This window comes from Streptomyces sp. NPDC003247 (genome assembly GCF_042888135.1).
GTDB lineage: Bacteria > Actinomycetota > Actinomycetes > Streptomycetales > Streptomycetaceae > Streptomyces.
The window spans coordinates 13,641-31,954 of the sequence record NZ_JBIAPF010000026.1 but is presented as its reverse complement, the minus strand read 5'-3'; the positions used below and the strand labels follow the sequence as shown (position 1 = coordinate 31,954).

The window sequence follows — 18,314 nt, the reverse complement described above, 5'->3', positions numbered from 1 at the left end:
ACATTCCGCCCATTTCGGCAGGGAGAAATCTCCGTCCCGCCGCGCTGCGCGACGTCCCGGGGAAAAGGCGCTGCCGCCCGGGGCGTGCCGCTGGGAGACTGCGGGGATGACCACGCAGCGGCCTGCGTCCCCGGTCCCGGACGAACGCGCCCACCTCTTCTTCGACAGCTACGCCGACATGCACGACCTCGTTGAGGACCTGGTCGTGCCCGACGGCGCTCCCGAGGCCGCGGCGACCGTCCTGCGTACGGCCCGCGAGCTGCTGCGCCAGTCGTACTACTGCTACGAGTTCTCCACCGTGGCGGTCATGCACTCCCTGATCGCGGTGGAGATCGTGCTGCGCGACCGCATCCCGGACGCGGGCAAGAAGCCGCTGCACCAGCTCATCAAGCAGGGCGCCGCCGACGGGCTCCTGACGGCCCGGCAGGCGGAGTACCTCGACTATGGCCGGCAGATCCGCAACGGCATGGCGCACGGCCAAACCACCCACGCGGTGATGCCGCCGGCCATGGCGGTGCCGATGGTGACGACCTCGTTCACGATCGTCTCCGAGCTCTGCGCCGCGCCCGCCGGATGATCACGGATCGGTAACGGCACTCAGCGGAATGTCACACCGTCGACTTTCGCCACACCTCTACCAGGTGACGGGGGATTCCATCCGGACCCCCGCGCCACCTGCGTGAGGAGCTTCGTCATGACGTACGCCAGCAGCGCCCGGCAGCCCGAGCCGGAGCCGCGCCCGACCCGGTCAAGGGGTGCCGAGCGGCCTCGAAGCGGCCAGGAATCCAGTGCCGTGAACGGTGTCGCGAACGATTCCAACGTCGTGCGCATCACCGCAGCTCACACCGCCCGCCAGGGGGCCTCCCGGCACGCTGACACCTCTCTCCCTTCCCCTGAGACGTCGGCGAAGGGGAAGAAGTCCACTCCCACGGCCGGGAAGGTGCGGGCCGATGCGCTGCGGATGCTGGGGTGCGTGCGGATAGCCACGGTGCGGCAGATGGCTGAGGTGATCACGGCGGAGGAACGGGACGGCCGGTCGTACGTGCGCAGGGCGATGAGGAAGCTGGCGGAGCTCGGGCTGGCGGAGACGAACGGCAAGGACGGTCGGCATCCGATCTGGAACCTGACCCCGGCGGGGCAGAAGGCTCTGGCCGACGGCAACGAGCTGCCTCCCCGACCGAAGGCCGGCACCGGAGCGAAGGCCGTTCTTGCCGGGTTCGGTCCGCACGGCGTCGCGGTGACGGACATGATCCTGGCCTTCGGAGGCCGCAAGCATCTGACCGACTGGCAGGTGGAGGTCAACCACGCCATCAAGGAGACCGGCCTCAGCTTCAACACCGACGCCGTCCTCGCGTGGCCGACCAAGACCAGCGAGGTGCGCCTCTTCGAGCTCGACAACGGCACAATGTCCCAGGCCCGGCTCGCCAAGGAGGTCTGGGACTACGAGCGCTACGCCGGGCACCGCGTCTGGGAAGGAGCCCGCGGCACGATCGGCAGCACGTTCCCGTTCTGGCAGCGCCACCGCTACACGCGCTCCCAGACCTTTCCGCGGCTGCACGTCGTCCTGGCGGGCAAGGAGGAGCACCTGCTCGACAACCGCCTCCAGGCGCTCGCCGACGACGTGAAGGGCATCGCCGTCGCGGTCTGGGTGAACACCCTGCCCCGGCTCCAGCGAGGCGAGCCCTGGTACGAGATCGGCGTCGACGACCCGGACCGGCGCCGCGAGCGATACCCCGAGCCGGCAGGCCGCTGACAGAGTCGGGCAAGCCGCCCCGCAACGGCGGCTTGCCCGACCTGCCGCGCACTCTTGCTGCCCTCTTCCTCAAGGAGGCTGAGGACGACCCGCCGGTCGTGACCGCCCGCCCGACGGGACGGCTCCCGAAGTCGCCGCGCTGCCTGGCGGGATGACGAGGGCCACGGCGCGCACTGCGCCCTGGCCACGGCGTACTCAGGTATTCCGACGTCATCAACCGGAAGGCAGCCATGAGGCTTCACAGGCACCACAGCACGCAGCAGAACGCGGACACGCCGATCAGGCACGGTGACCCGGGAGACCTGTGGCACGCGATGGCACGTCTCCACGCAACCCATCCCGAGCCGGTCGGCCTCAGTGTGCCGTTCGAGCGGCCGGCGGCACGGCTGTCGATCGCGGATCCGAACGACATCCTCCTCTCGGCGCGTGTGGAGCTGTTCGAGGATGAGCCGATCAGCCGACTTCACGACGTGATCGAAACGGTGTCGCGTCGCCTCGCCGGGGACGGCGGGCTCGGCGAGTACGCCCTCGTGCCCGACGTCGCCCTGGAGCTCATGATCGGCGTGCGGCAGGAACTGCCGCTGCACATCGCCCACGTCGCAGGCCTCACCCGGCTCGTGCAGGATGCCCTCGGCACCATCGGCGAGGGCAGTGGCCCCGGAGAGGGGAACTGCTATCACTGCCGAGGGACCGGCCTGGCCCGCCCACTGTGGAAGCCGTCGTTCTCAGCCGGTCACGACGTCGCGTAGTTCCCGTACGGCGTGCTCGTGGTGATGCTGGGCGGGGATCGCCTCGTACAGGTCCAGGGCGCGGCGGCGGACCAGGCCGGTGCGGAAGTCGGCGGGCAGCGCCGTCAGGGCGTCGACCGCACGGCGGCACGCCTGCTCGGTGTCGCCGTCGTGATGGGCACAGGCGGCGCCGTCGATGGTCAGCAGGGTGCGCGTCATGGTGCTGGTCGGCGCGGACAGCTCCAGCGCCCGCTGCTGGCTCTCCCGGGCGCGGCGGGTGTCCCCGAGGGTGGTGAAGGCGTGGCTGAGGTGCACGTGGTGCTTCTGTTCCCCGTACGTCAGCCAGGTGTCCGACCGCTCGGACTCGGGGAGCCGGTTCATGAGGGCGTCCGCGGCGGTGAGCGCGGCGCGGGCCTGCTCGCTCTGATGGTTGAGGGCGTAGGCGCGGGCGGCGACGACGGCCGCCAGCACCGCGGCGGCGGTCGGCCTGGTGCCGGCCGCCTGCCGGGCCTGGTCGGCGAGGTCGGCCGCCGCCCTCGGAGCGCCGTAGTTGAGCGGCACCATCGCCTCCCGGGCCAGCACCCACGCGTGCAGCTGCTGGTCGCCGGATTCGCCAGCGGCGCGGGCAGCGGTGGCGAACCAGGCACGGGACTCCCGGCGGCTACCCAGATCGTGTAGGACGATCGCGGTCATCCCGGCCATCTGCCCGGCCGTCCGGCACAACCGCGCCCGGACCGGTGCGGGCTGCGGGACGGCGAGCAGCGGGCGCAGGGCCGTGAAGTCGGTGACCAGGCCGGCGAGCACGCGGGTGGGTGCCTGGCCGTGGTAGCCGTACCCGTAGCTCTCGGCTGCGGCCTCGAGGTCGGCCAGGTCCTGGGGAGCACCGGGGGGGAGGGTCTGGTCGACGTCGGTCCGGGCGGCGGTGAGCGCGGCGAGGGCCGGAGCGGTGAGGCCGGCGGCCAGCGCACCACGCAGAAGGTTGCGGCGCTTCATCGGATCCTCTCCACGGTCGGTGGCGCCAGTCAGGCTGTGTGCGTGCGGTCGAGCAGCATCACGGCATACAGCGGGGAGTCCGGGAACGGCTGGCGCTCGCCGACCTTCCGGTACCCCCAGCCCTCGTAGAGGGCCTGGAGCCGGGGCCGTTTGGTGTCCACTGTGAGCACGGCCAGGGCTTCGGGCCGGTCGGCGAGCAGCGTGGTGTGGAGTCGTTGTCCGAGGCCCTGCTTGCGCCATTTCGGCCTGAGCATCAGTTCGGAGACGGAGAACGTCGACGGGTCGGCTGGCTCTTCGGCCAGGTAATCGCGCCACCATTCGCGGCCCGGCTCGCCCGGTGCCCCGTAGGTGAAGCCGATGGGCTGCCCGTCTTCGTAGGCGACCACGCACGCGAAGCCTTCACGGCCGCCCCAGTGGTCCACGAACCAGGGGAAGCGCTGGACGAACTCTTCGTGCCGCCGCTCGAAGTAGGCGTCGGCATGGACATCGAGCAGGGTCTGCCGGATGCCGGGCAGGTCGGTGTGTCCGTAGCGGCGCAGGTCGATGGCGGGTGCCGGGGTCACGCGGGGCTCCATTCGGATCGGTAACGGTCGGCCCACTCGCGCGCCACGGTGGTGGAGGGCGCGAGCGTGAGGAGATCACGGTAGAAGTCGCCGAGAAGGACACGCAGCCGGCCGGGCAACGGGCTTCCGGACATCAGGGTGAAAGCGTCCTCGGTCGTGGCGCAGGCCTGTTCGGCATCGCCCTGGTGGAGCTGGGCCATGGCGAGGTCCACGATCGTCATGGCGCGGTTACGCCGGTAGGCGGCCGGGAGCGCGGACAGGGCGCGGTGCGAGGCCGCTTCCGCCTCCACGGGCTGACCGAGACGGCCGCGGACGATCCCGGTCAGCGCGTGCAGCTCCGCGGGCCCGTAGAAGGCGACCCAGGACGGACGGGTGCGTGCCTCGGCTCGCGCCAGGGCCTCTTCGGCGTATCCGATCGAACGGACGGCGGCCTGCCCGTCGCCCCGGTAGGCGTGCCCGACCGCGGCACGGGCGTGCCCGAGGGATCCGAACAGCGGATCGCGGCGCGTGATCGCGCAGGACTGAGCCGCCTGTGCCGCTGCCACACCTTCGGCGTAGTGACCGAGCTGGTACGCGAGGATCGCCGTGGAGTTCCACACCCGCATCAAGGCCACGGGGTCCTGCGACAGCCCGGCCAGGCGAAGGGCCTCGTTCAGGTGCAGGCGGGCGTGATCGAGCTGGCGGGCGTCGATGCACGACCAGGCGGCGGCCGTGGTGTAGTCGGCGGCGACACCGAACAGCCGCTGACGGATCGTCTGCGAAGCGGACGCCCGGGTCTGCAGGCCGACCGCCTCGGCTGCGCCGGCGAGTGCGGCGCGTTCGAGGGTGGCGTGTCCGCCGCGTTTCTGATCGAGCAGGGTGAGCCGGTCCAGGCCTTCCCGCAGGCGGATCACGTCGGAGGTGCCCACGGCGGTGGGACGGGTGTCGACGGCCGGCAGGGCGGTGGCGGCGAGCGCGGACGTGGCGGCGGTGCAGAAGCGGCGGCGGAGCATGGCTGAGGGGTCCTCGTAGGGCGGTGCGGGCATGCCGGGGGGATAGAAGCCAAGGCATGCGGGTGTGCATCCGAATACTGCCGTGAGGGCGTCTCGCTGGCGCTGGTGCGGCCAGCGGGATTTTCCGGTCACCCAGTTGCGGACCGTGCGGTCCCCGACGGTCCCCTTGTGACCGGCCGCCTTCAGCTCATCGTTCACCCGGTCGGCCAACACGCTTTGTCTGTAGGCGTGTTCGGTCATGTGGGCCTGTAACCGGAAATTTTCTTCCACACACTCACCGTAGCCGCGTGATCATGCAGCGTGGAGGGGTTGCGCGGATCCCGCCCCGCCGAAATTTCCGGTCACCGCGAGTAGCAACCGGCCCACTTTTCCTACCCCTTGACCACGCTCCGGCGTTGGACTGGACACGCGCCCCGGTGAACACCCCGGCGCTGGCGGCCGTCTCTCGTTCCCCCGTGGGAGATGGCCGCCACAAGCTTCCCGACCGCGAGCGCGAGGCACCAACATGACGACGCGCAGCACGCAGCCCTTTGCCGGCGCCTACGTGGACGCCCCGGCGGTTCACCGCGAGCGGCTGAGCCCGCAGCAGATCGCAGGCCGCTCGTGCTGCTGGTGCAGCGGGACCCCGGACCCCAGGTTCCCGGTGCCGATACTGCGCGGTGACACCCTGTTCGCCTGCGACCCGTGCGCGTCCATGTACGGCGTCCCGGCCGTTGAGGCGGACCAGTGACCCGCGCCGGCACCGACGACTTCCCGGCCGGGCTGGATGCCTGGACCGCCAGTGACTGGGCGGACTACCAGGCCCGGGTCGAAGACGGCGAGGGCAGCGCGCACGCGATCGACGCCGTCCAGCGGCGCCGCCGTCGCCAGACGCAGAGCAAGACGTCGCAGGAGAAGGACGCCGTGCCCGGCACATCGGGCGCGGGTGACCTCGTACAGCTGACGGACCGCGAAGACAGCCATCTCCCAACTGCCCGACGAGGGGGATCTCCATGACGTACGGCAGCGACACCTACGGCGAGCGCACCGCTGACGAGTACGACGTGCTCTACGGCGACTTCGTGCCGCCAGCCGCGCAGATCCGATTACTTGCCGAGCTGGCGGGCGACACGCCTGCCGTGGAGATCGGCTCCGGCACCGGGCGGATCACGCTGCCGCTGGCCGAACACGTTCCGGTCCTCGCGGTCGACGCGTCCGAGGAGATGACCCGCCAGCTGGCGAAGAAGACCGGCACCCTGCCCATCACCCCGATCACCGCAGACGCCGCCCACTACCTGGCCGGACGGCGCGTGGACCTTGTGTTCGCCTGCTTCAACACCTTCTTCCTGCTGGCCTCCGAAGCAACGCAGCGGGCGTTCCTGCGCAACGCGGCGCGCATGCTCACCGACACCGGCACGCTGCTGATCGAGACCTTCGTACCGCGGCCCGGCCAGCGTCTGCCTGACGGCCCGCATCCGGGGGTGTTCCCCGAGGGGCGCAGCGTGGTCGTGCTCAAGCGCCGGACCACCGACACCGTGGTGGTCTTCGCCGCCGAGAACCACGACGCCGAGCAGGAGTTCCACTACTCCGAAGTCGTCCTGCGCGACGGAGCACCGGTGCGGGTGCTGCCCGGCCAGATGCGCTACTGGCGGCCCGAGCAGATCGACGCGCTCGCCGGCGAGGCGGGGCTGCTGCTGAGGGAGCGGTGGGAGGACTGGGACCGCACCCCCTACGACACGGACACCAGCGGCCGGCACATCTCGCTGTACCGGCTCGCCGGACAGGACCAGTAGCACGCGCGACGGCCGCCGCACCCGGGCGAAGGGTGCGGCGGCCGCCGTATGTCGTCAGGCAGACAGACCGTGCCGGTGGGCGGCCAAGGCTGCGAGATCGCGGCAGAAGACGCCGAAGTCGAGACCCGCCTCTTCGAGTGCCATGGGGTAGGTGCTGGTCTCGGTCATCCCGGGGGCGACGTTCGTCTCCAGGACGACGACCTCTCCGGCTTCGGTGACGATCGCGTCGGTGCGGGACAGGTCCAGCAGCCCCAGCGCCTGGTGCGCGGCGACGGCCACCCGGGCGGCCTCCTTGGCCACTTCGGCGGGCAGGCGGGCCGGACAGTGGAAGTCGACCGCGCCAGGGGTGTAGCGGGCGGTGTAGTCGTACAGGCCCGTCCCCGCGTCGATCTCGACTGCGGGCAGTGCGCGCGGTCCGTCGCCGAGATCGGCCACCCCGACGGCGATCTCCGTGCCCGTCACACGCCGCTCGATCAGCGCCTCATCGTGGTACGCGAAGCACGCCATCAGGGCCTGCGGCAGGTCCCCGGCGGACTCCACCCGGCTCACGCCGAACGCGCTGCCGCACGCGCGAGGCTTGACGAACAGCTCAGCACCCAGCCGCTCCACGACCCGGGCCGTGAGCGCGGCTGCACCCAGGTCGTGGAACGCCTGCTTCGGCAGCGTCACCGACTCGGGAGTCTTCAGCCCGGCCTGGTCCAGGATCGCCTTGGCGGTGGTCTTGTCGAACGCGGTGCGGCACGCGTGGGGCCGGGCTCCGACGTAGGGCACTCCGGCCAGCTCCAGGACCTCCTTTATGGTCCCGTCTTCCCCGGCGATGCCGTGCAGCACGGGGAAGACCACGCCCGGCTGGTCCTGCGCCAGCGCGGGCAGCAGGTCCTTGCCGACGTCGCGGAGTTCCACCTCGACCCCGGCCCGGCGCAGGGCGTCGGCCACCTTCGACCCCGAGCGCAGTGACACCTCGCGTTCCGGTGACAGGCCCCCGGCGATGACGGTGACGTTCAGGTCGCTCATGCTGATTCCGTTCCTCTGCGGTCAGGGGCGTCAGGAGTGGTCTGGGCCCGGGGTCTGCGGGCCAGGGCTGTGCGGGTGCGCGGTGGTGCCGAAGGTCTCCCACAGCTCCAGCTCGGTGCCGATCACCTCGGAGAGGGTCCGTACACCCTCCTGGATGCGCTCCGGCGGCGGATAGCAGTACGACAGGCGCATGGCCCGGCGGCCGTCGCCGTCGGCGTAGAAGCCGGTGCCTGGCACGTAGGCCACCCGCGCCTGGACCGCCCGGGGCAGCATGGCCTTCGAGTCCAGCCCCTCGGGCAGCGTCACCCATACGAAGAAGCCGCCGCCCGGCCGTGTCCACGACACCCCCGCGGGCATGTGCTGTTCGAGGGAGTCGAGCATCGCATCGCGCCGTTCCCGGTACATCTCCCGGAAGGCTTTCAGCTGCTCCTGCCACGGCTGGGTGCGCAGGTACCGGTCGACGGCGAGCTGGGCGAAAGCGGAGTGGGACAGCATCGCGCTCTCCGCGGCCAGCACCAGCTTGTCCCGCACCGCGGACGGCGCCAGCGCCCAGCCCACCCGCAGCCCCGGGGCCAGGGTCTTGGAGAACGAGCCCAGGTAGACGACGTCCGCGGGGGCGTCGGCGCGCAGGGCCCGCATCGGCTCGCCCTCCAGGTGCAAAAGCCCGTAGGGGTTGTCCTCCAGCACCAGCACCCCGGCCCGGCGGCACACCTCCAGGACGCGTAACCGCCGCTCGGCAGCCAGCGTGATCCCGGCCGGGTTCTGGAAGGTGGGCACCGTGTAGAACAGCTTCGCCGGCCGCCCGGCGCGCTCCAGCCGCGCGAACGTCTCCGCCAACGCCTCGGGCAGCACGCCCCGTTCATCCATGTCCACGTGGACGGCGCGAGCCTGGTACGCGGCGAACGTCCCCAACGCGGTGACGTACGTCGGGCCCTCTGTGACCACCGTGTCGCCCGGATCGAGGAACACTCGCGCGACCAGGTCCAGCGCCTGCTGCGAGCCGACGGTGACCACCACGTCATCCGGGTGGGCATCGATGCCCTCTTCCGCCATCACCGTGCAGATCGTCTCCCGCAGGCTCGGATCGCCCTGGGCGGATCCGTACTGCAGCGCGACCGGCCCGCGCTCCGTCACCAGGTCGGCCATCAACCCGGCGACGGCATCCATGGGCAAGGCACTCACATTGGGCATCCCGCCGGCCAGCGACACGATCTCGGGACGCGACGCCACCGCGAACAGGGCCCGCACCTCGGACGCGACCATCCCCGCCGCCCGCTCCGCGTAGTGACCGAGCCAGGGATCGGCACCCCGCCGGGATGGTTCATCAGGCTGCATTCGCGCGCTCCCTGTCCGTCACCACTGGAGGTCACAGACACTACTGGCCCGCGCTCGACCACCGCGCCCGAAGCGCCCGTCACCGCCGTTGCCCGGGACCGCGCCCGGCTCGAACGGGCGCTGCACCAACGGCCCGAGACATCGGCACTCGGGGCTTACTCGGTGCCGGTGTAGTCCAGGAAGTCGGCGACGGCGGGGATGCCGCGGCGGCGGGCGAGTTTCTTGCGCAGGTCTTCCAGCGTGCTGGTGCCGCGCGCGGAAGTGACGCCGCCCATCCGGTCGACCGCGTCGTGGGCGGTGGCCACGGCGGCGTCGACGTCGCCCAGGCTGAGGTGGGCTTCGGCGAGCCGGGCCAGGTAGATGGCGTGGCCGCGCGGGAAGGCGTCGCCGTTGTAGACCTCCTGGCTGGTGTGGACGGCGGAGGCTTCCAGGAAGTGGACGACGGCCCGCTTGGGGTTGCCAAGATTGAGGGCGGAGCTGCCGATGAGCTGGTGGGCCTCACCGAGGTTGTACCAGTACACGCACGGCAGATCGTCATCGATGGGTCCGGCGTGCTCGTAGGCGTCCAGGGCGGCGTTGGCGGACCGGTCGGCGGCCCGGGCGTCGCCGGCGTGCGCGTGGGCCCGGCACGCTCGGGCGTGCAGCATGGAGGTCAGGCGCGCTGATCCCGTCTTCGGAGCCTGCGACAGGGCGGCTTCGACGAGGTCGACCGCGCCGCGGGGGTCGCCGGTGGAGTAGTGCTGGATGGCCCAGAACGCGAGGGTGTTCGCTGCGACCACGGGATCGTCGGCGCTGGCGGCGGCCCGCAGGGCGGTGGAGTAGTGGCGTTCGGCGGCGGCCGCCTTCCCGCTGTCGTAGGCCGTCCAGCCCGCGCTGCGGGACGCCTCTGCCGCCGCCGCGAACAAGCGGCGCTCAACACCTTCGCCGAAGGACGCGTTTTTGAGGGTGGCCCTGATCATGCGGAGTTCGGTGCGGGCCGCGTCGTAGACGTCGCCGGAGCCGACGGTGTCATCGAGCCGGCGCAGGCTCTCCAGGCGCCGCTCGAAGTGGTCGGGGACATCCGCGCCGATCCGGCTGCCCGCAGTGGGGCCGGCCCCCGCCGGTGCGGCGGCGGACCATTGCGCCACGGTGGCGCCCAGGGTGACGGATGTGGTGATCAGAAACTTCCTGCGGTCCACCGGACCTCCTGTGATCTCCAGTGCCTGCACCGCTCCCGTGGTTGTCCACGGGAGGGTGAAGAGGGTGTGGTCCGGCAGGGCTAACAGCAGCCAGCCCGGCCAGCCGTGGGCGTGGATCGCCTCGGGCGGGATGCCTTCGAGCGCGGCCATGGCGAGCTGGGTGTGGTAGCTGGGCGCGTAGAGGCCCGCGATCCACCGCGAGGCCTTCTCCTTGCGGTACGCCATCTGCCCGTACCCCATGCGCTGGTGCTGCACGGCAACACGGAGCAGGTACGCCTCAGCGTTCGTCCCGCGCACGGCCAGCAGGTAGGCCAGCGGGTGGCGTTCGGCTGCGTCAGTGGTCACGGACCCATCCCTTTCGCGGGCGCGGGCGACACCAGTCTTCCGGCTCCCGGCGGGCGGGGGAAGGCCGCCCGAGGTGAACGGCAACCGGCGGCAACCACCCGCAACGGGCGGCAACGCCCCCGCTCTGTGTGGCAGTTCGCGCCTGCGGTGTCCTTGCACGGCTGCCCGACAGGGCCGCGCTTCGACGACGTGTCAGGAGGACCCGATGGCGACCACATTCCCCGCAGCCGTCACGGCGGCGCAGACCGGCCCCGGGCGGGCGGAAGTGCTTGACCAGGTCGCCCGGCTGGTCGACCTGGAGGAGTCCGCGATCGAGCAGATGCGGGCTGAGGCGCTGGGAGCGCCGACGCGCGGCGTCGTCGCGTACGGCGAGTACCAGTCCGGCGGCTGGTGGACCACGTCGCTGATGAACCACTCCGACTCCGGTGACCCGCACGACGTCGTCATCGGCGACGGACGCCCCCGGCCCACCTCCTTACTCAAGGAGATGCCGGCCACCGCGCAGTTCCTCCACTCGCTGGGGCTGAACTTCATGTACGTGCGCCTGGCCCGCCTGGAACCGCACTCCTACCTGTGGGAACACCGCGACTACGCGGAACTGCGCGACACCGGCCGGCACCGCCTGCACATCCCGCTCGTCACCAACCCCTCCGCCGTCCTGGTCACGGCGGGGGTCCGGGTCCACATGGCGGCCGGGGCGCTGTGGCGGCTGACGCCCTCGCAGGGCCACGGAGTCTGCAACACCACCGGCCCGGACCGGCTCCACCTGATCGCCGACGTCTACGCGGACGACGCCTATGAGGCGCTCGCCGCCCGCCCGCACCTGCGCGACGGGGACGCGACGGACCTGCCGGAGATGACGGAGGCGGAGCGGGCCGGGCTCCTGGAGAAGGCCGGACAGCTTGCGGAGCTCGGCTTCACCGGCGCGGCCGAACAGACGCTGCTGCGTGCCTTCTACACCTACGCGCTGCCGGAGGGCGGCGCGTACGACCTGATCGCCGACCTGCACGCCGCCCGCGGCGCGGACGCCGACGTGAGCCGGTGGCGGGCGGCGAAATCGCACCTGCTCGCTCGCCCCTGACCCCGGCCCCGATCCCTTCACCTGAGAGGACTCCGATGCCCACCGCCGTTCTTCCGCCCACCGAGCTGACTCCGCTGGAGGAGTTGGCTCACGCCCACCGGCCTGCGCAGCTCGCCGTGCTGGGCGACCTGGTCCAGGCACTGTCGGCCACCACGGCCGTGACGCACCTGCTGGTGCGCGGGTCGCTCGCCACCGGTACCGCAGACCGGTTATCCGACGTCGACCTGGTCGTTGGCGTCCGCGACGAGACGCTGCCCGCCCTGATGGACAGTCTGGACGCGCTGATGTCCACCACCTTCGGCACGCTGCTGCCCGGCTGGCGGGACACCATCGTCGGCAACCTGGGCGGCGCCGGGTTCGTCTACCTGCTGCCGCACGACGGCCACCTGCTCCAGCTCGATCTGTACCTGTGCCCGACCAGCGCGGTCGGGGCGCTGCGCCGCAGGATCGGCCCCCGCCTGCTGTGGCAGGGCCCCGGCGCCGACGACACCACCGACGCCGGCACCCAGCAGCGCACGGCGCAGGAACTCGCCCGGGTCGCACAGGCGCCGGCGGACTGCGGCCAGCTGCTGGTCCAGGCGATGGTGCTGCACGCGATGCTCCGCAAGCGCCTGGCCCGGGGCCAGCAGTACATCGCCTACGGCCTCCTGCACGACCTCAACGCCACCTGCCGGGACGTGATCCGCACCGCGCTGGTCCCGCACTCCCGGCACCACGGCTGGTACCACCTCCCGGACGAAGTCGGCCGGACCGCCACCGGCCGGGAGTGCCTGACCGAGCTGACCGAGGCGCTGACCAGCCCGCCGGTTCCCACCGTGGCGCAGGCCGACGACGCCCTGGAGCGCATCGTGCGCCTCGCGCAGCGGATCGCCCCGCACGCCACCGACTCGCTGACCAACGAGATCGCCGCGTACCGCGCCTACCAGCAGCACGAGGAAGGACTGGCATGACCCGCACCGACCACGCCACGGACCTGACCGTGGCCCTGTTCGCCGGGGTCGTCCCGCCGGACGGCGAGGAACCGTTAGCGGAGGCGGCTGGCGCCGCCCTGGCCCAAGCCGGGTACGCCCTGCGGCACGGCGGCTACAACGGGCTGATGGAGGCCGCCGCGCGCGGTGCCGCACCTCACGGAGCGCCGGTCACCGCGATCACGCTGGCCGACCGGCCCGATTGGGGAGCGCTCAACCCGTTCGTCACCACCACCGTGTACGCCCCGACCATGGGGGAGCGGCTGCACGCCTACCTCGATGACGCCGACCTGGTCGTCGCGATGGGCGGCGGCGTGGGCACGCTGCACGAACTCACCGCCGCCCTGTACTACGCCACCACGATCCGCTCCGTTCCCGTACGGCTGCTCGGGCCCACCGCGTGCCGCCTGAGCACGTTCCTGCGGGCCGAAGGCTGGCTGACCGAGAGCCCCACCCGGCCCCTGGGCTTCCTGCGAGAGCTCCCCGACGCCGAAGCGCTCACCGCCGACCTCAAGGCCCTCGCCGCCGGGCGGTGCGCGCCATGAACCCGCCTGCCACCGCCCCGTTCGCGGAGAGGATCGCCGCCGTCGCCTACCGGCCGGGCCCCTACCGGCTCCCTGACGGCGGCACGCTCGACAGCTACTTCGACCCCTATCGGCTGGCAGGAGACCCTCAGCTGCTGACGGAGACCGCGGCCGCGCTCGCGGAACTGCTGCCCGACGACACCGAGGCCCTGGCCGGTCCGGCGCTGGCCGGGGTCCCGCTGGTCACGGCGGTGTCCCTGCACACCGGTCTGCCCGCCGCGTTCCTGCGCCCGGCACCGAAGGATCACGGCACGTGGCAGCAGATCGAGGGCGCGGACCTGGGAGGCCGGCGGACCGTCCTGCTGGACGACACCGCCCGCAGCGGCACCAGCCTCCTGCGCAGCGCCCGCCTGTTGCGTATCGGCGGCGCGCTGGTTGGCACGGCCGTGTGCGTCCTGGACCGGGACGCGGGCGCCACCGCCCTGCTCGCCGACCACCACCTGGTCCTGCGCGCCCTGGTCCGAGACCCGGACGGTGCCCGGTGACGGACTCCCGCCAAGCGGCACTGTTCGACCTGGACGGGGTGCTGCTGGACAGTGCCGACGCGGTGCGCTCCACCCTCGCGGCGGTCGCCACCTGCGCTCTCGGGCGCCGTGTGACGCCGGGCGACCTTCCGCCCGGCGCGCTGCGCCGCCCCCGCATCGAGGTCCTGGCGCTCATGGACGTCGCTGATCCCGACGACGCGTGCGACCGCTGGTGGGACGGCGCCATGTCGGCTCACCCCGTGAAGCCGTTCCCCTGCGTGCTCTCGGGCCTGCTGGCCCTGCGTGCGCAGGGCACGGCCACCGGCGCGGTCACCCTCCAGGATCCCGACCGCCTGCGGTGGCTGCTGCCGCCGGCGGTGGCTGAACTGCTGGACGTCGTCATCACCCGCCAGGACACCCGGCCCAAACCGGCCCCGGATGGACTGCACGCCGCCCTGAGCCAGCTGGACGTCCCACCGGAGCGCGCGGTGTTCGTGGGGGACAGCCCCACCGACATGACCGCGGCCCGCGCCGCCGGAGTCGTCGCGCTCGGAGCCGTGTGGGGCTGGCACCCTCCCGCAGCTCTGCGCGCCGCCGGGGCCGATCACCTCCTGCCCGAGCCCGCCAGCATCGGGCCGTCCCTGCTGCACCACCTGCCCTTAATCGGCAGCGCGTGACCCAGCGCCACCACTACAGTGGAGGGGCGCCCCTACGGGCGCCCCTTTGCACTTCTGCACTCAGAGGACACAGGCGAATGCGCGTGATGCGGCGACGAGCGCCCGGCGTCGAGCTGGAGCACTGAGCGAGCGGTTCCCCCCTCCTCAGCCCCGACTCGCGGTCCGGCTCGGCGCGCACCCCATCACCCGCCACCCGTTTCCCGGACCTCTGAAAGCTGCCCCGATGCCTGTACCGCCCACCAGCGGCCGTCTGCAATGGACCGACGTCCCCACGCCCCTGCGCGCCCGCCTCGAAGACGCCCTCGGCGCACCCGTCACCGACACGGTCACCCCCTCTGGCGGCTTCGGCCACCAGCTCGCCGCCGCGCTCACCCTGGCCGACGGCACACGGGCCTTCGTCAAGGCGGCCCCCGACGACGACCCGCTGACCGCCGCCAACGTCCACGAGGCCGCCGTCCTCGGCTCGCTGCCGCCCGGCGCCCCGGCCCCGGACCTGCTGGGCATCCACCACGCCGCCGACTGGACCGCCGTCGTCATCGCCCACCTGGACGGCCCGCACCCCGACTTCTCCCCGGCCTCCGGCGACGCCGAACAGACCTGGGCGCTGCTGGACAAGCTCACCTCCAGCCCCGCCCCGGCCCCCTACGCCGCAGCGGTGAACGGCACGTCCTCCACTACGGCGGCCCTGCACGGCTGGGAGGAACTGCTCGCCGATCCGCCGGCCGACCTCGCCCCCGCCGCCCGCGACCGCCTGGGGCAGCTCGCCGAACTCGAGGCGGCCTGGCCCGGCCTCGCCCATGGCGACCGCATCGTCCACGGCGACCTGCGGGCCGACAACATGGTCCGCGACCACCACCTTGGCGTGACCTTCGTGGACTGGGCACACGCCACCACCGGTCCGGCCTGCATCGACGCGGCCTCCCTCGCCCCGCAGCTCATCCTCGCCGGACACGGGCCCGCCGACGTCGCCCGGCTGCTCCGCGATCATCCCGCCACCGCCAGCAGCCCCGAGGCCACCACCGCGTTCCTCGCCGCGCTCACCGGCCATTGGCACCGCAACGCCCGCCAGCCCGCACCTCCTGGCGCACCCGGACTGCGCGCCTACCAGCACCGTGCGGCGGCAGCCGGCCTCGCGCTCCTCAGCTGCCGCTTGAGCTGAAGCCGAGGCTGTCTCGCTCTCGTGTCAGTGGCCGGTCGGCCTCGTGTCAGCGGCGCGGCATCTCGTGTCAGCAGGGGGTCAGCCCAACCCACCCGATGTCGCGGACCTCGATCGCTCCGGCGTGCGGCATGAACTGGATCCAGCACCGCCGACCGAACGCTTCCCGGATCTCCTCCACGGAGCCCGGGTCGCGGACGTCGGGCCAGGCCCGAGGATCGAGTCGCGCGACTTCCACGAGCGCCATCACCTCCTGGCGGGCCTGGTCGTCCGGCAGTTGCGCCATGACCTCGATCGCGAGTTCCTCCACCACCACGCCGTACCGCATCCCGCGCACCCCCGTGTGATCGATTCGGGCAGCAGCGTACGAAGGAACCGCCGATCACGCTTGGGCCTGTGGATAACCCCGAATTGGGGCCGCAGGGCAGAGAGGGGTACAAGTACCGGTATGGCGCGTGAGCGGGTGCGGTGGCCGTCCGTGGTGGACCGGGCGCGGGAGATCGTGAACGGGTACGCGCCGATGAAGGTCACGCTGCGCCAGGTGATGTATCGCCTGGTCTCCGAGGGGACGCTGCCGCACACGGCGCCGATGTACCGCCGTCTGTCCGCGCAGCTGGCCAAGGCCCGCCGGGATGGCCGGTTCCCCGACCTGATCGACACCGTCCGGGAGGTCCACGTCCCGCCGGCCTGGACGGGCGCGGACGCGTTCCTCGCGGAGATGCCCGACTGGTTCCGCCTCGACCGCACCGAGGGCCAGGAGCACGCGCTGTACGTCGCTGCGGAGAAGGACACCCTTCGGCAGCAGTTGACGGGCTGGCTCGCCGACGCGGGCATCCCGGTCCTGGTGGTCCGCGGCTTCGGCTCCCAGTCGTACGCCGACGTCGTCCACGACCGCGTCACCGCCGACCCGCGCCCCGCCGTGCTCCTGGTGGTCGGCGACTTCGACTGCTCGGGCGAGGACATCGAGCGGGACTGGGTAGTGCGCACGGGCTGTTGGAGCCACACCGAGCGGGTGCTGCTGACCTACGAGCAGGTGCGCGCCTACGAGCTGCCCGCGACCGAGGGCAAGCGCGGCGATCCGAGGTGGCCGGCCTTCGCCCGCCGCTACGGCTTCGACCCCCGCCGCCCGGTGCAGTGGGAGGTGGAGGCGCTCGAGCCGGCCGAACTCCGGCGCCTGGTCCTCGCCGCCGTCGCCCCGTACATCGACCGCGACGTTCTCGCCCGGCAGATCGCCCGTGAGGAAGAGCAACGCCGCGCCCTGGCCGCCTTCCTGGACGGCTGGGACGCTGCGGGCGGGGGAGCACCCTCGTAGTGCTGTACGGGCGCGGGGGCGCTCAGGCGGGTGCCGGTGCCGGGCGCAGTGACGCGAGCGGGGAGCGCCGGCCTTTCTCCACCGCGCGCAGCTGCTCCCAGTCGACTTCGGGGTGGGCGGGGACGATCGCGTCGACGGAGGCGGTGGTGTAGAGCGCGACGTCGACGGCTCCGGCCCGGCTGGTGCCGAAGCGGACCTCGATCGACTGCGGGGAGCGGACCCAGCCGAGCCGCACCATGTGGTCGAACTCGACCCTGCGCACCCCAAGCCTGGCGGCGGCCTGCTCGGGCCCGAGCGGGGTGTCGGCGGCGACCAGGTCCGCCAGGTCCTCGCGGCGGCAGATCTCCGCGACCTGGCCGGGGTGGTGCAGCGTCCCGTCCGGGTTCGCGCTCAGGTCGACCAGCAGGCCGCGGTCGACGAACCGCCGCACCACGAAGGCCGTGACGTTCGCCTTCTCGCCGATCACGTTCGGGGTGCCGAGCGCTTCGGCGATTCGGTCCGCCGCTGCGCCGCCGCCGATCGGCGGGGACGGCATCGCGGCCCGGATGGCGTCGGCGTCCAGTGCCTCCACAGCGGCCCGGGACCACTGGTAGGACGACGCGTCCGGGTCGGGGATGAGGCCGGTGTGCCGGGCCCACCGGAAGGCCGCTGCGGGCACCTTCAGGCGCTTGGCGGCCTGGCTCGCGTCGTACTCGGTTCGTCGCATGAGATCACCTCTCGCTCGTTCGCCGGAAGCGGCGGGACAGAACATGACAGAACACACGAAAAGCTGTCAATGCCTCCTGGAAAAAGGCAAGTTGGACGGGCGGAGCTAGGACTGCGCCCGCGTGCGCGAAGGAAAATCACCGGCCCGGGTGCCGCTCCAGGCCGGGCCGGACCACAGTGGTCGGGGCCGACCACAGGCCCGACCATGAGGCCGACCACGCTGGTCGCGCCCCCGACCACAGCGCCGGACAGGGGCGTGTCCGAAGTGACACGCAATTCGAACAAGCGATCTAATGCCGGTATGGACGTGACCGACTTCCCCGACGACCTGGTGCAGACGCAAGCCGCTTGGAACGCCACCTACCAAGCACTCGCCGCACCACGCTCCCGCGACACCACAGCCCTGCGCCGCCGCCTGCTGCGCCTGTCCGTACGGCTGTGGTGGCACCCCTACTGGGAGACCGTCCCCTCGGTGCCGGCGGCACGGTCCGAGCTGCGCCACCTCGCCCGCACCCACGGAGCCGTCCGGGCCGCGTGACCGGCCGCCCCAGTCGACCAGGAGCACGAGGTTGCGCTGGGGGTTGCGCCTATCTGTTGCGCTGGAGGTTGCGCCAAGGGTTGCGCTAGGTGTTGCGCGGCCCGCAGGACCGGCCCTCTGTCCGCGCAGGTCACCGCATCGTTTTGCCGTGGTCGG

General features: G+C 72.1%; 22 protein-coding genes. 14 read left to right on the top strand and 8 right to left on the bottom strand.

All coding sequences use genetic code 11. The annotated features are described in order from the left end of the window. The first annotated feature begins 106 nt into the window (after window positions 1–106). From ACFYWQ_RS42880 to ACFYWQ_RS42870, 3 genes are all read left to right on the top strand, one after another. Entirely contained in the window at window positions 107–577 is a 471-nt protein-coding gene (locus tag ACFYWQ_RS42880; protein WP_389526088.1) for a hypothetical protein, read from the top strand. Between the two features lie 117 nt (window positions 578–694). Then, complete coding sequence (locus tag ACFYWQ_RS42875; RefSeq protein ID WP_389526086.1) at window positions 695–1,753, top strand: replication-relaxation family protein; 1,059 nt, start codon at window positions 695–697, stop codon at window positions 1,751–1,753. Between the two features lie 314 nt (window positions 1,754–2,067). After that, entirely contained in the window at window positions 2,068–2,502 is a 435-nt protein-coding gene (locus ACFYWQ_RS42870) for a hypothetical protein (RefSeq protein WP_389526083.1), read from the top strand. Here ACFYWQ_RS42870 and ACFYWQ_RS42865 read toward each other — a convergent pair. The 3 genes from ACFYWQ_RS42865 to ACFYWQ_RS42855 are packed head-to-tail and all read right to left on the bottom strand — an operon-like array spanning window position 2,479 to window position 5,299. Next, window positions 2,479–3,474: a hypothetical protein gene (locus tag ACFYWQ_RS42865; protein WP_389526080.1), complete on the bottom strand. Its 996-nt coding sequence runs from the start codon at window positions 3,472–3,474 to the stop codon at window positions 2,479–2,481. The genes ACFYWQ_RS42870 and ACFYWQ_RS42865 overlap by 24 nt on opposite strands. 29 nt (window positions 3,475–3,503) lie before the next feature. Beyond that, window positions 3,504–4,049 (bottom strand): GNAT family N-acetyltransferase, encoded by a 546-nt coding sequence (locus ACFYWQ_RS42860; RefSeq protein WP_389526078.1) that lies wholly within the window; start codon window positions 4,047–4,049, stop codon window positions 3,504–3,506. Further along, window positions 4,034–5,299, bottom strand: coding sequence for a hypothetical protein (locus ACFYWQ_RS42855; RefSeq protein WP_389526075.1), 1,266 nt, complete (start codon window positions 5,297–5,299; stop codon window positions 4,034–4,036). Before ACFYWQ_RS42855 ends, ACFYWQ_RS42860 begins: the two co-directional genes overlap by 16 nt. Window positions 5,300–5,534: 235 nt before the next feature. Between ACFYWQ_RS42855 and ACFYWQ_RS42850 the strand changes: the two genes are divergently transcribed. From ACFYWQ_RS42850 to ACFYWQ_RS42840, 3 genes are read left to right on the top strand one after another with little or no spacing between them, the layout of a single operon-like run. Next, on the top strand, window positions 5,535–5,759 hold the full coding sequence (locus ACFYWQ_RS42850; RefSeq protein WP_389526073.1) for a hypothetical protein: 225 nt from the start codon (window positions 5,535–5,537) through the stop codon (window positions 5,757–5,759). Next, window positions 5,756–6,025 carry a hypothetical protein gene (locus tag ACFYWQ_RS42845; RefSeq protein WP_389526070.1) on the top strand — a complete coding sequence of 90 codons (270 nt, stop codon included), beginning with the start codon at window positions 5,756–5,758 and terminating at the stop codon, window positions 6,023–6,025. The genes ACFYWQ_RS42850 and ACFYWQ_RS42845 overlap by 4 nt, the downstream gene beginning before the upstream one ends. Next, window positions 6,022–6,801 (top strand): class I SAM-dependent methyltransferase, encoded by a 780-nt coding sequence (locus tag ACFYWQ_RS42840; RefSeq protein WP_389526067.1) that lies wholly within the window; start codon window positions 6,022–6,024, stop codon window positions 6,799–6,801. Before ACFYWQ_RS42845 ends, ACFYWQ_RS42840 begins: the two co-directional genes overlap by 4 nt. 54 nt (window positions 6,802–6,855) lie before the next feature. Here ACFYWQ_RS42840 and ACFYWQ_RS42835 read toward each other — a convergent pair whose 3' ends face one another. The 3 genes from ACFYWQ_RS42835 to ACFYWQ_RS42825 all read right to left on the bottom strand — a co-directional run bounded on the left by ACFYWQ_RS42835 (window position 6,856) and on the right by ACFYWQ_RS42825 (window position 10,673). Beyond that, the gene (locus ACFYWQ_RS42835) at window positions 6,856–7,815 is read right to left on the bottom strand and encodes a D-alanine--D-alanine ligase (RefSeq protein ID WP_389526065.1); all 960 of its coding nucleotides are present in this window, start codon (window positions 7,813–7,815) and stop codon (window positions 6,856–6,858) included. A 30-nt stretch (window positions 7,816–7,845) separates the two neighbouring features. Beyond that, window positions 7,846–9,150 (bottom strand): PLP-dependent aminotransferase family protein, encoded by a 1,305-nt coding sequence (locus ACFYWQ_RS42830; RefSeq protein ID WP_389526062.1) that lies wholly within the window; start codon window positions 9,148–9,150, stop codon window positions 7,846–7,848. 155 nt (window positions 9,151–9,305) lie between these two features. Further along, window positions 9,306–10,673 (bottom strand): transcriptional regulator, encoded by a 1,368-nt coding sequence (locus ACFYWQ_RS42825; protein WP_389526059.1) that lies wholly within the window; start codon window positions 10,671–10,673, stop codon window positions 9,306–9,308. 205 nt (window positions 10,674–10,878) lie between these two features. Here ACFYWQ_RS42825 and ACFYWQ_RS42820 point away from each other — a divergent pair, with 205 nt between their 5' ends. The 6 genes from ACFYWQ_RS42820 (at window position 10,879) to ACFYWQ_RS42795 (ending at window position 15,606) form a co-directional block, all read left to right on the top strand. Beyond that, on the top strand, window positions 10,879–11,754 hold the full coding sequence (locus ACFYWQ_RS42820; RefSeq protein ID WP_389526056.1) for an aspartyl/asparaginyl beta-hydroxylase domain-containing protein: 876 nt from the start codon (window positions 10,879–10,881) through the stop codon (window positions 11,752–11,754). A 35-nt stretch (window positions 11,755–11,789) separates the two neighbouring features. After that, a complete protein-coding gene (locus tag ACFYWQ_RS42815; RefSeq protein ID WP_389526053.1) occupies window positions 11,790–12,704 on the top strand; it encodes a hypothetical protein in 915 nt (304 codons plus the stop codon). Beyond that, on the top strand, window positions 12,701–13,267 hold the full coding sequence (locus ACFYWQ_RS42810) for an LOG family protein (protein WP_389526050.1): 567 nt from the start codon (window positions 12,701–12,703) through the stop codon (window positions 13,265–13,267). Before ACFYWQ_RS42815 ends, ACFYWQ_RS42810 begins: the two co-directional genes overlap by 4 nt. Beyond that, a complete protein-coding gene (locus tag ACFYWQ_RS42805; protein ID WP_389526047.1) occupies window positions 13,264–13,791 on the top strand; it encodes an orotate phosphoribosyltransferase in 528 nt (175 codons plus the stop codon). Before ACFYWQ_RS42810 ends, ACFYWQ_RS42805 begins: the two co-directional genes overlap by 4 nt. Next, on the top strand, window positions 13,788–14,447 hold the full coding sequence (locus ACFYWQ_RS42800; protein WP_389526044.1) for an HAD family hydrolase: 660 nt from the start codon (window positions 13,788–13,790) through the stop codon (window positions 14,445–14,447). The genes ACFYWQ_RS42805 and ACFYWQ_RS42800 overlap by 4 nt, the downstream gene beginning before the upstream one ends. Before the next feature lie 223 nt (window positions 14,448–14,670). After that, window positions 14,671–15,606, top strand: a complete 936-nt coding sequence (locus ACFYWQ_RS42795) for a phosphotransferase family protein (protein ID WP_389526041.1) — start codon at window positions 14,671–14,673, stop codon at window positions 15,604–15,606. Window positions 15,607–15,673: 67 nt separating this feature from the next. Here ACFYWQ_RS42795 and ACFYWQ_RS42790 read toward each other — a convergent pair whose 3' ends face one another. After that, window positions 15,674–15,931, bottom strand: a complete 258-nt coding sequence (locus ACFYWQ_RS42790; protein WP_389526116.1) for a hypothetical protein — start codon at window positions 15,929–15,931, stop codon at window positions 15,674–15,676. A 120-nt stretch (window positions 15,932–16,051) separates the two neighbouring features. Here ACFYWQ_RS42790 and ACFYWQ_RS42785 point away from each other — a divergent pair, with 120 nt between their 5' ends. Further along, window positions 16,052–16,915, top strand: coding sequence for a hypothetical protein (locus tag ACFYWQ_RS42785; RefSeq protein ID WP_389526039.1), 864 nt, complete (start codon window positions 16,052–16,054; stop codon window positions 16,913–16,915). Between the two features lie 22 nt (window positions 16,916–16,937). Here ACFYWQ_RS42785 and ACFYWQ_RS42780 read toward each other — a convergent pair whose 3' ends face one another. Continuing rightward, window positions 16,938–17,621, bottom strand: a complete 684-nt coding sequence (locus ACFYWQ_RS42780) for a hypothetical protein (RefSeq protein ID WP_389526037.1) — start codon at window positions 17,619–17,621, stop codon at window positions 16,938–16,940. A gap of 300 nt (window positions 17,622–17,921) precedes the next feature. Between ACFYWQ_RS42780 and ACFYWQ_RS42775 the strand changes: the two genes are divergently transcribed. Continuing rightward, complete coding sequence (locus ACFYWQ_RS42775) at window positions 17,922–18,158, top strand: hypothetical protein (protein ID WP_389526034.1); 237 nt, start codon at window positions 17,922–17,924, stop codon at window positions 18,156–18,158. Window positions 18,159–18,314: the final 156 nt, after the last annotated feature.

What these genes read in the sequence shown, in the direction of transcription:
- ACFYWQ_RS42865 (WP_389526080.1), bottom strand. Translation starts at nt 3,474, where the DNA reads ATGAAGCGCCGCAACCTTCTGCGTGGTGCGCTGGCCGCCGGCCTCACC.
- ACFYWQ_RS42835 (WP_389526065.1), bottom strand. Translation starts at nt 7,815, where the DNA reads ATGAGCGACCTGAACGTCACCGTCATCGCCGGGGGCCTGTCACCGGAA.
- ACFYWQ_RS42815 (WP_389526053.1), top strand. Translation starts at nt 11,790, where the DNA reads ATGCCCACCGCCGTTCTTCCGCCCACCGAGCTGACTCCGCTGGAGGAG.
- ACFYWQ_RS42805 (WP_389526047.1), top strand. Translation starts at nt 13,264, where the DNA reads ATGAACCCGCCTGCCACCGCCCCGTTCGCGGAGAGGATCGCCGCCGTC.
- ACFYWQ_RS42830 (WP_389526062.1), bottom strand. Translation starts at nt 9,150, where the DNA reads ATGCAGCCTGATGAACCATCCCGGCGGGGTGCCGATCCCTGGCTCGGT.
- ACFYWQ_RS42875 (WP_389526086.1), top strand. Translation starts at nt 695, where the DNA reads ATGACGTACGCCAGCAGCGCCCGGCAGCCCGAGCCGGAGCCGCGCCCG.
- ACFYWQ_RS42795 (WP_389526041.1), top strand. Translation starts at nt 14,671, where the DNA reads ATGCCTGTACCGCCCACCAGCGGCCGTCTGCAATGGACCGACGTCCCC.
- ACFYWQ_RS42880 (WP_389526088.1), top strand. Translation starts at nt 107, where the DNA reads ATGACCACGCAGCGGCCTGCGTCCCCGGTCCCGGACGAACGCGCCCAC.
- ACFYWQ_RS42840 (WP_389526067.1), top strand. Translation starts at nt 6,022, where the DNA reads ATGACGTACGGCAGCGACACCTACGGCGAGCGCACCGCTGACGAGTAC.
- ACFYWQ_RS42775 (WP_389526034.1), top strand. Translation starts at nt 17,922, where the DNA reads ATGGACGTGACCGACTTCCCCGACGACCTGGTGCAGACGCAAGCCGCT.
- ACFYWQ_RS42785 (WP_389526039.1), top strand. Translation starts at nt 16,052, where the DNA reads ATGGCGCGTGAGCGGGTGCGGTGGCCGTCCGTGGTGGACCGGGCGCGG.
- ACFYWQ_RS42790 (WP_389526116.1), bottom strand. Translation starts at nt 15,931, where the DNA reads ATGCGGTACGGCGTGGTGGTGGAGGAACTCGCGATCGAGGTCATGGCG.
- ACFYWQ_RS42860 (WP_389526078.1), bottom strand. Translation starts at nt 4,049, where the DNA reads ATGGAGCCCCGCGTGACCCCGGCACCCGCCATCGACCTGCGCCGCTAC.
- ACFYWQ_RS42780 (WP_389526037.1), bottom strand. Translation starts at nt 17,621, where the DNA reads ATGCGACGAACCGAGTACGACGCGAGCCAGGCCGCCAAGCGCCTGAAG.
- ACFYWQ_RS42870 (WP_389526083.1), top strand. Translation starts at nt 2,068, where the DNA reads ATGGCACGTCTCCACGCAACCCATCCCGAGCCGGTCGGCCTCAGTGTG.
- ACFYWQ_RS42820 (WP_389526056.1), top strand. Translation starts at nt 10,879, where the DNA reads ATGGCGACCACATTCCCCGCAGCCGTCACGGCGGCGCAGACCGGCCCC.
- ACFYWQ_RS42810 (WP_389526050.1), top strand. Translation starts at nt 12,701, where the DNA reads ATGACCCGCACCGACCACGCCACGGACCTGACCGTGGCCCTGTTCGCC.
- ACFYWQ_RS42850 (WP_389526073.1), top strand. Translation starts at nt 5,535, where the DNA reads ATGACGACGCGCAGCACGCAGCCCTTTGCCGGCGCCTACGTGGACGCC.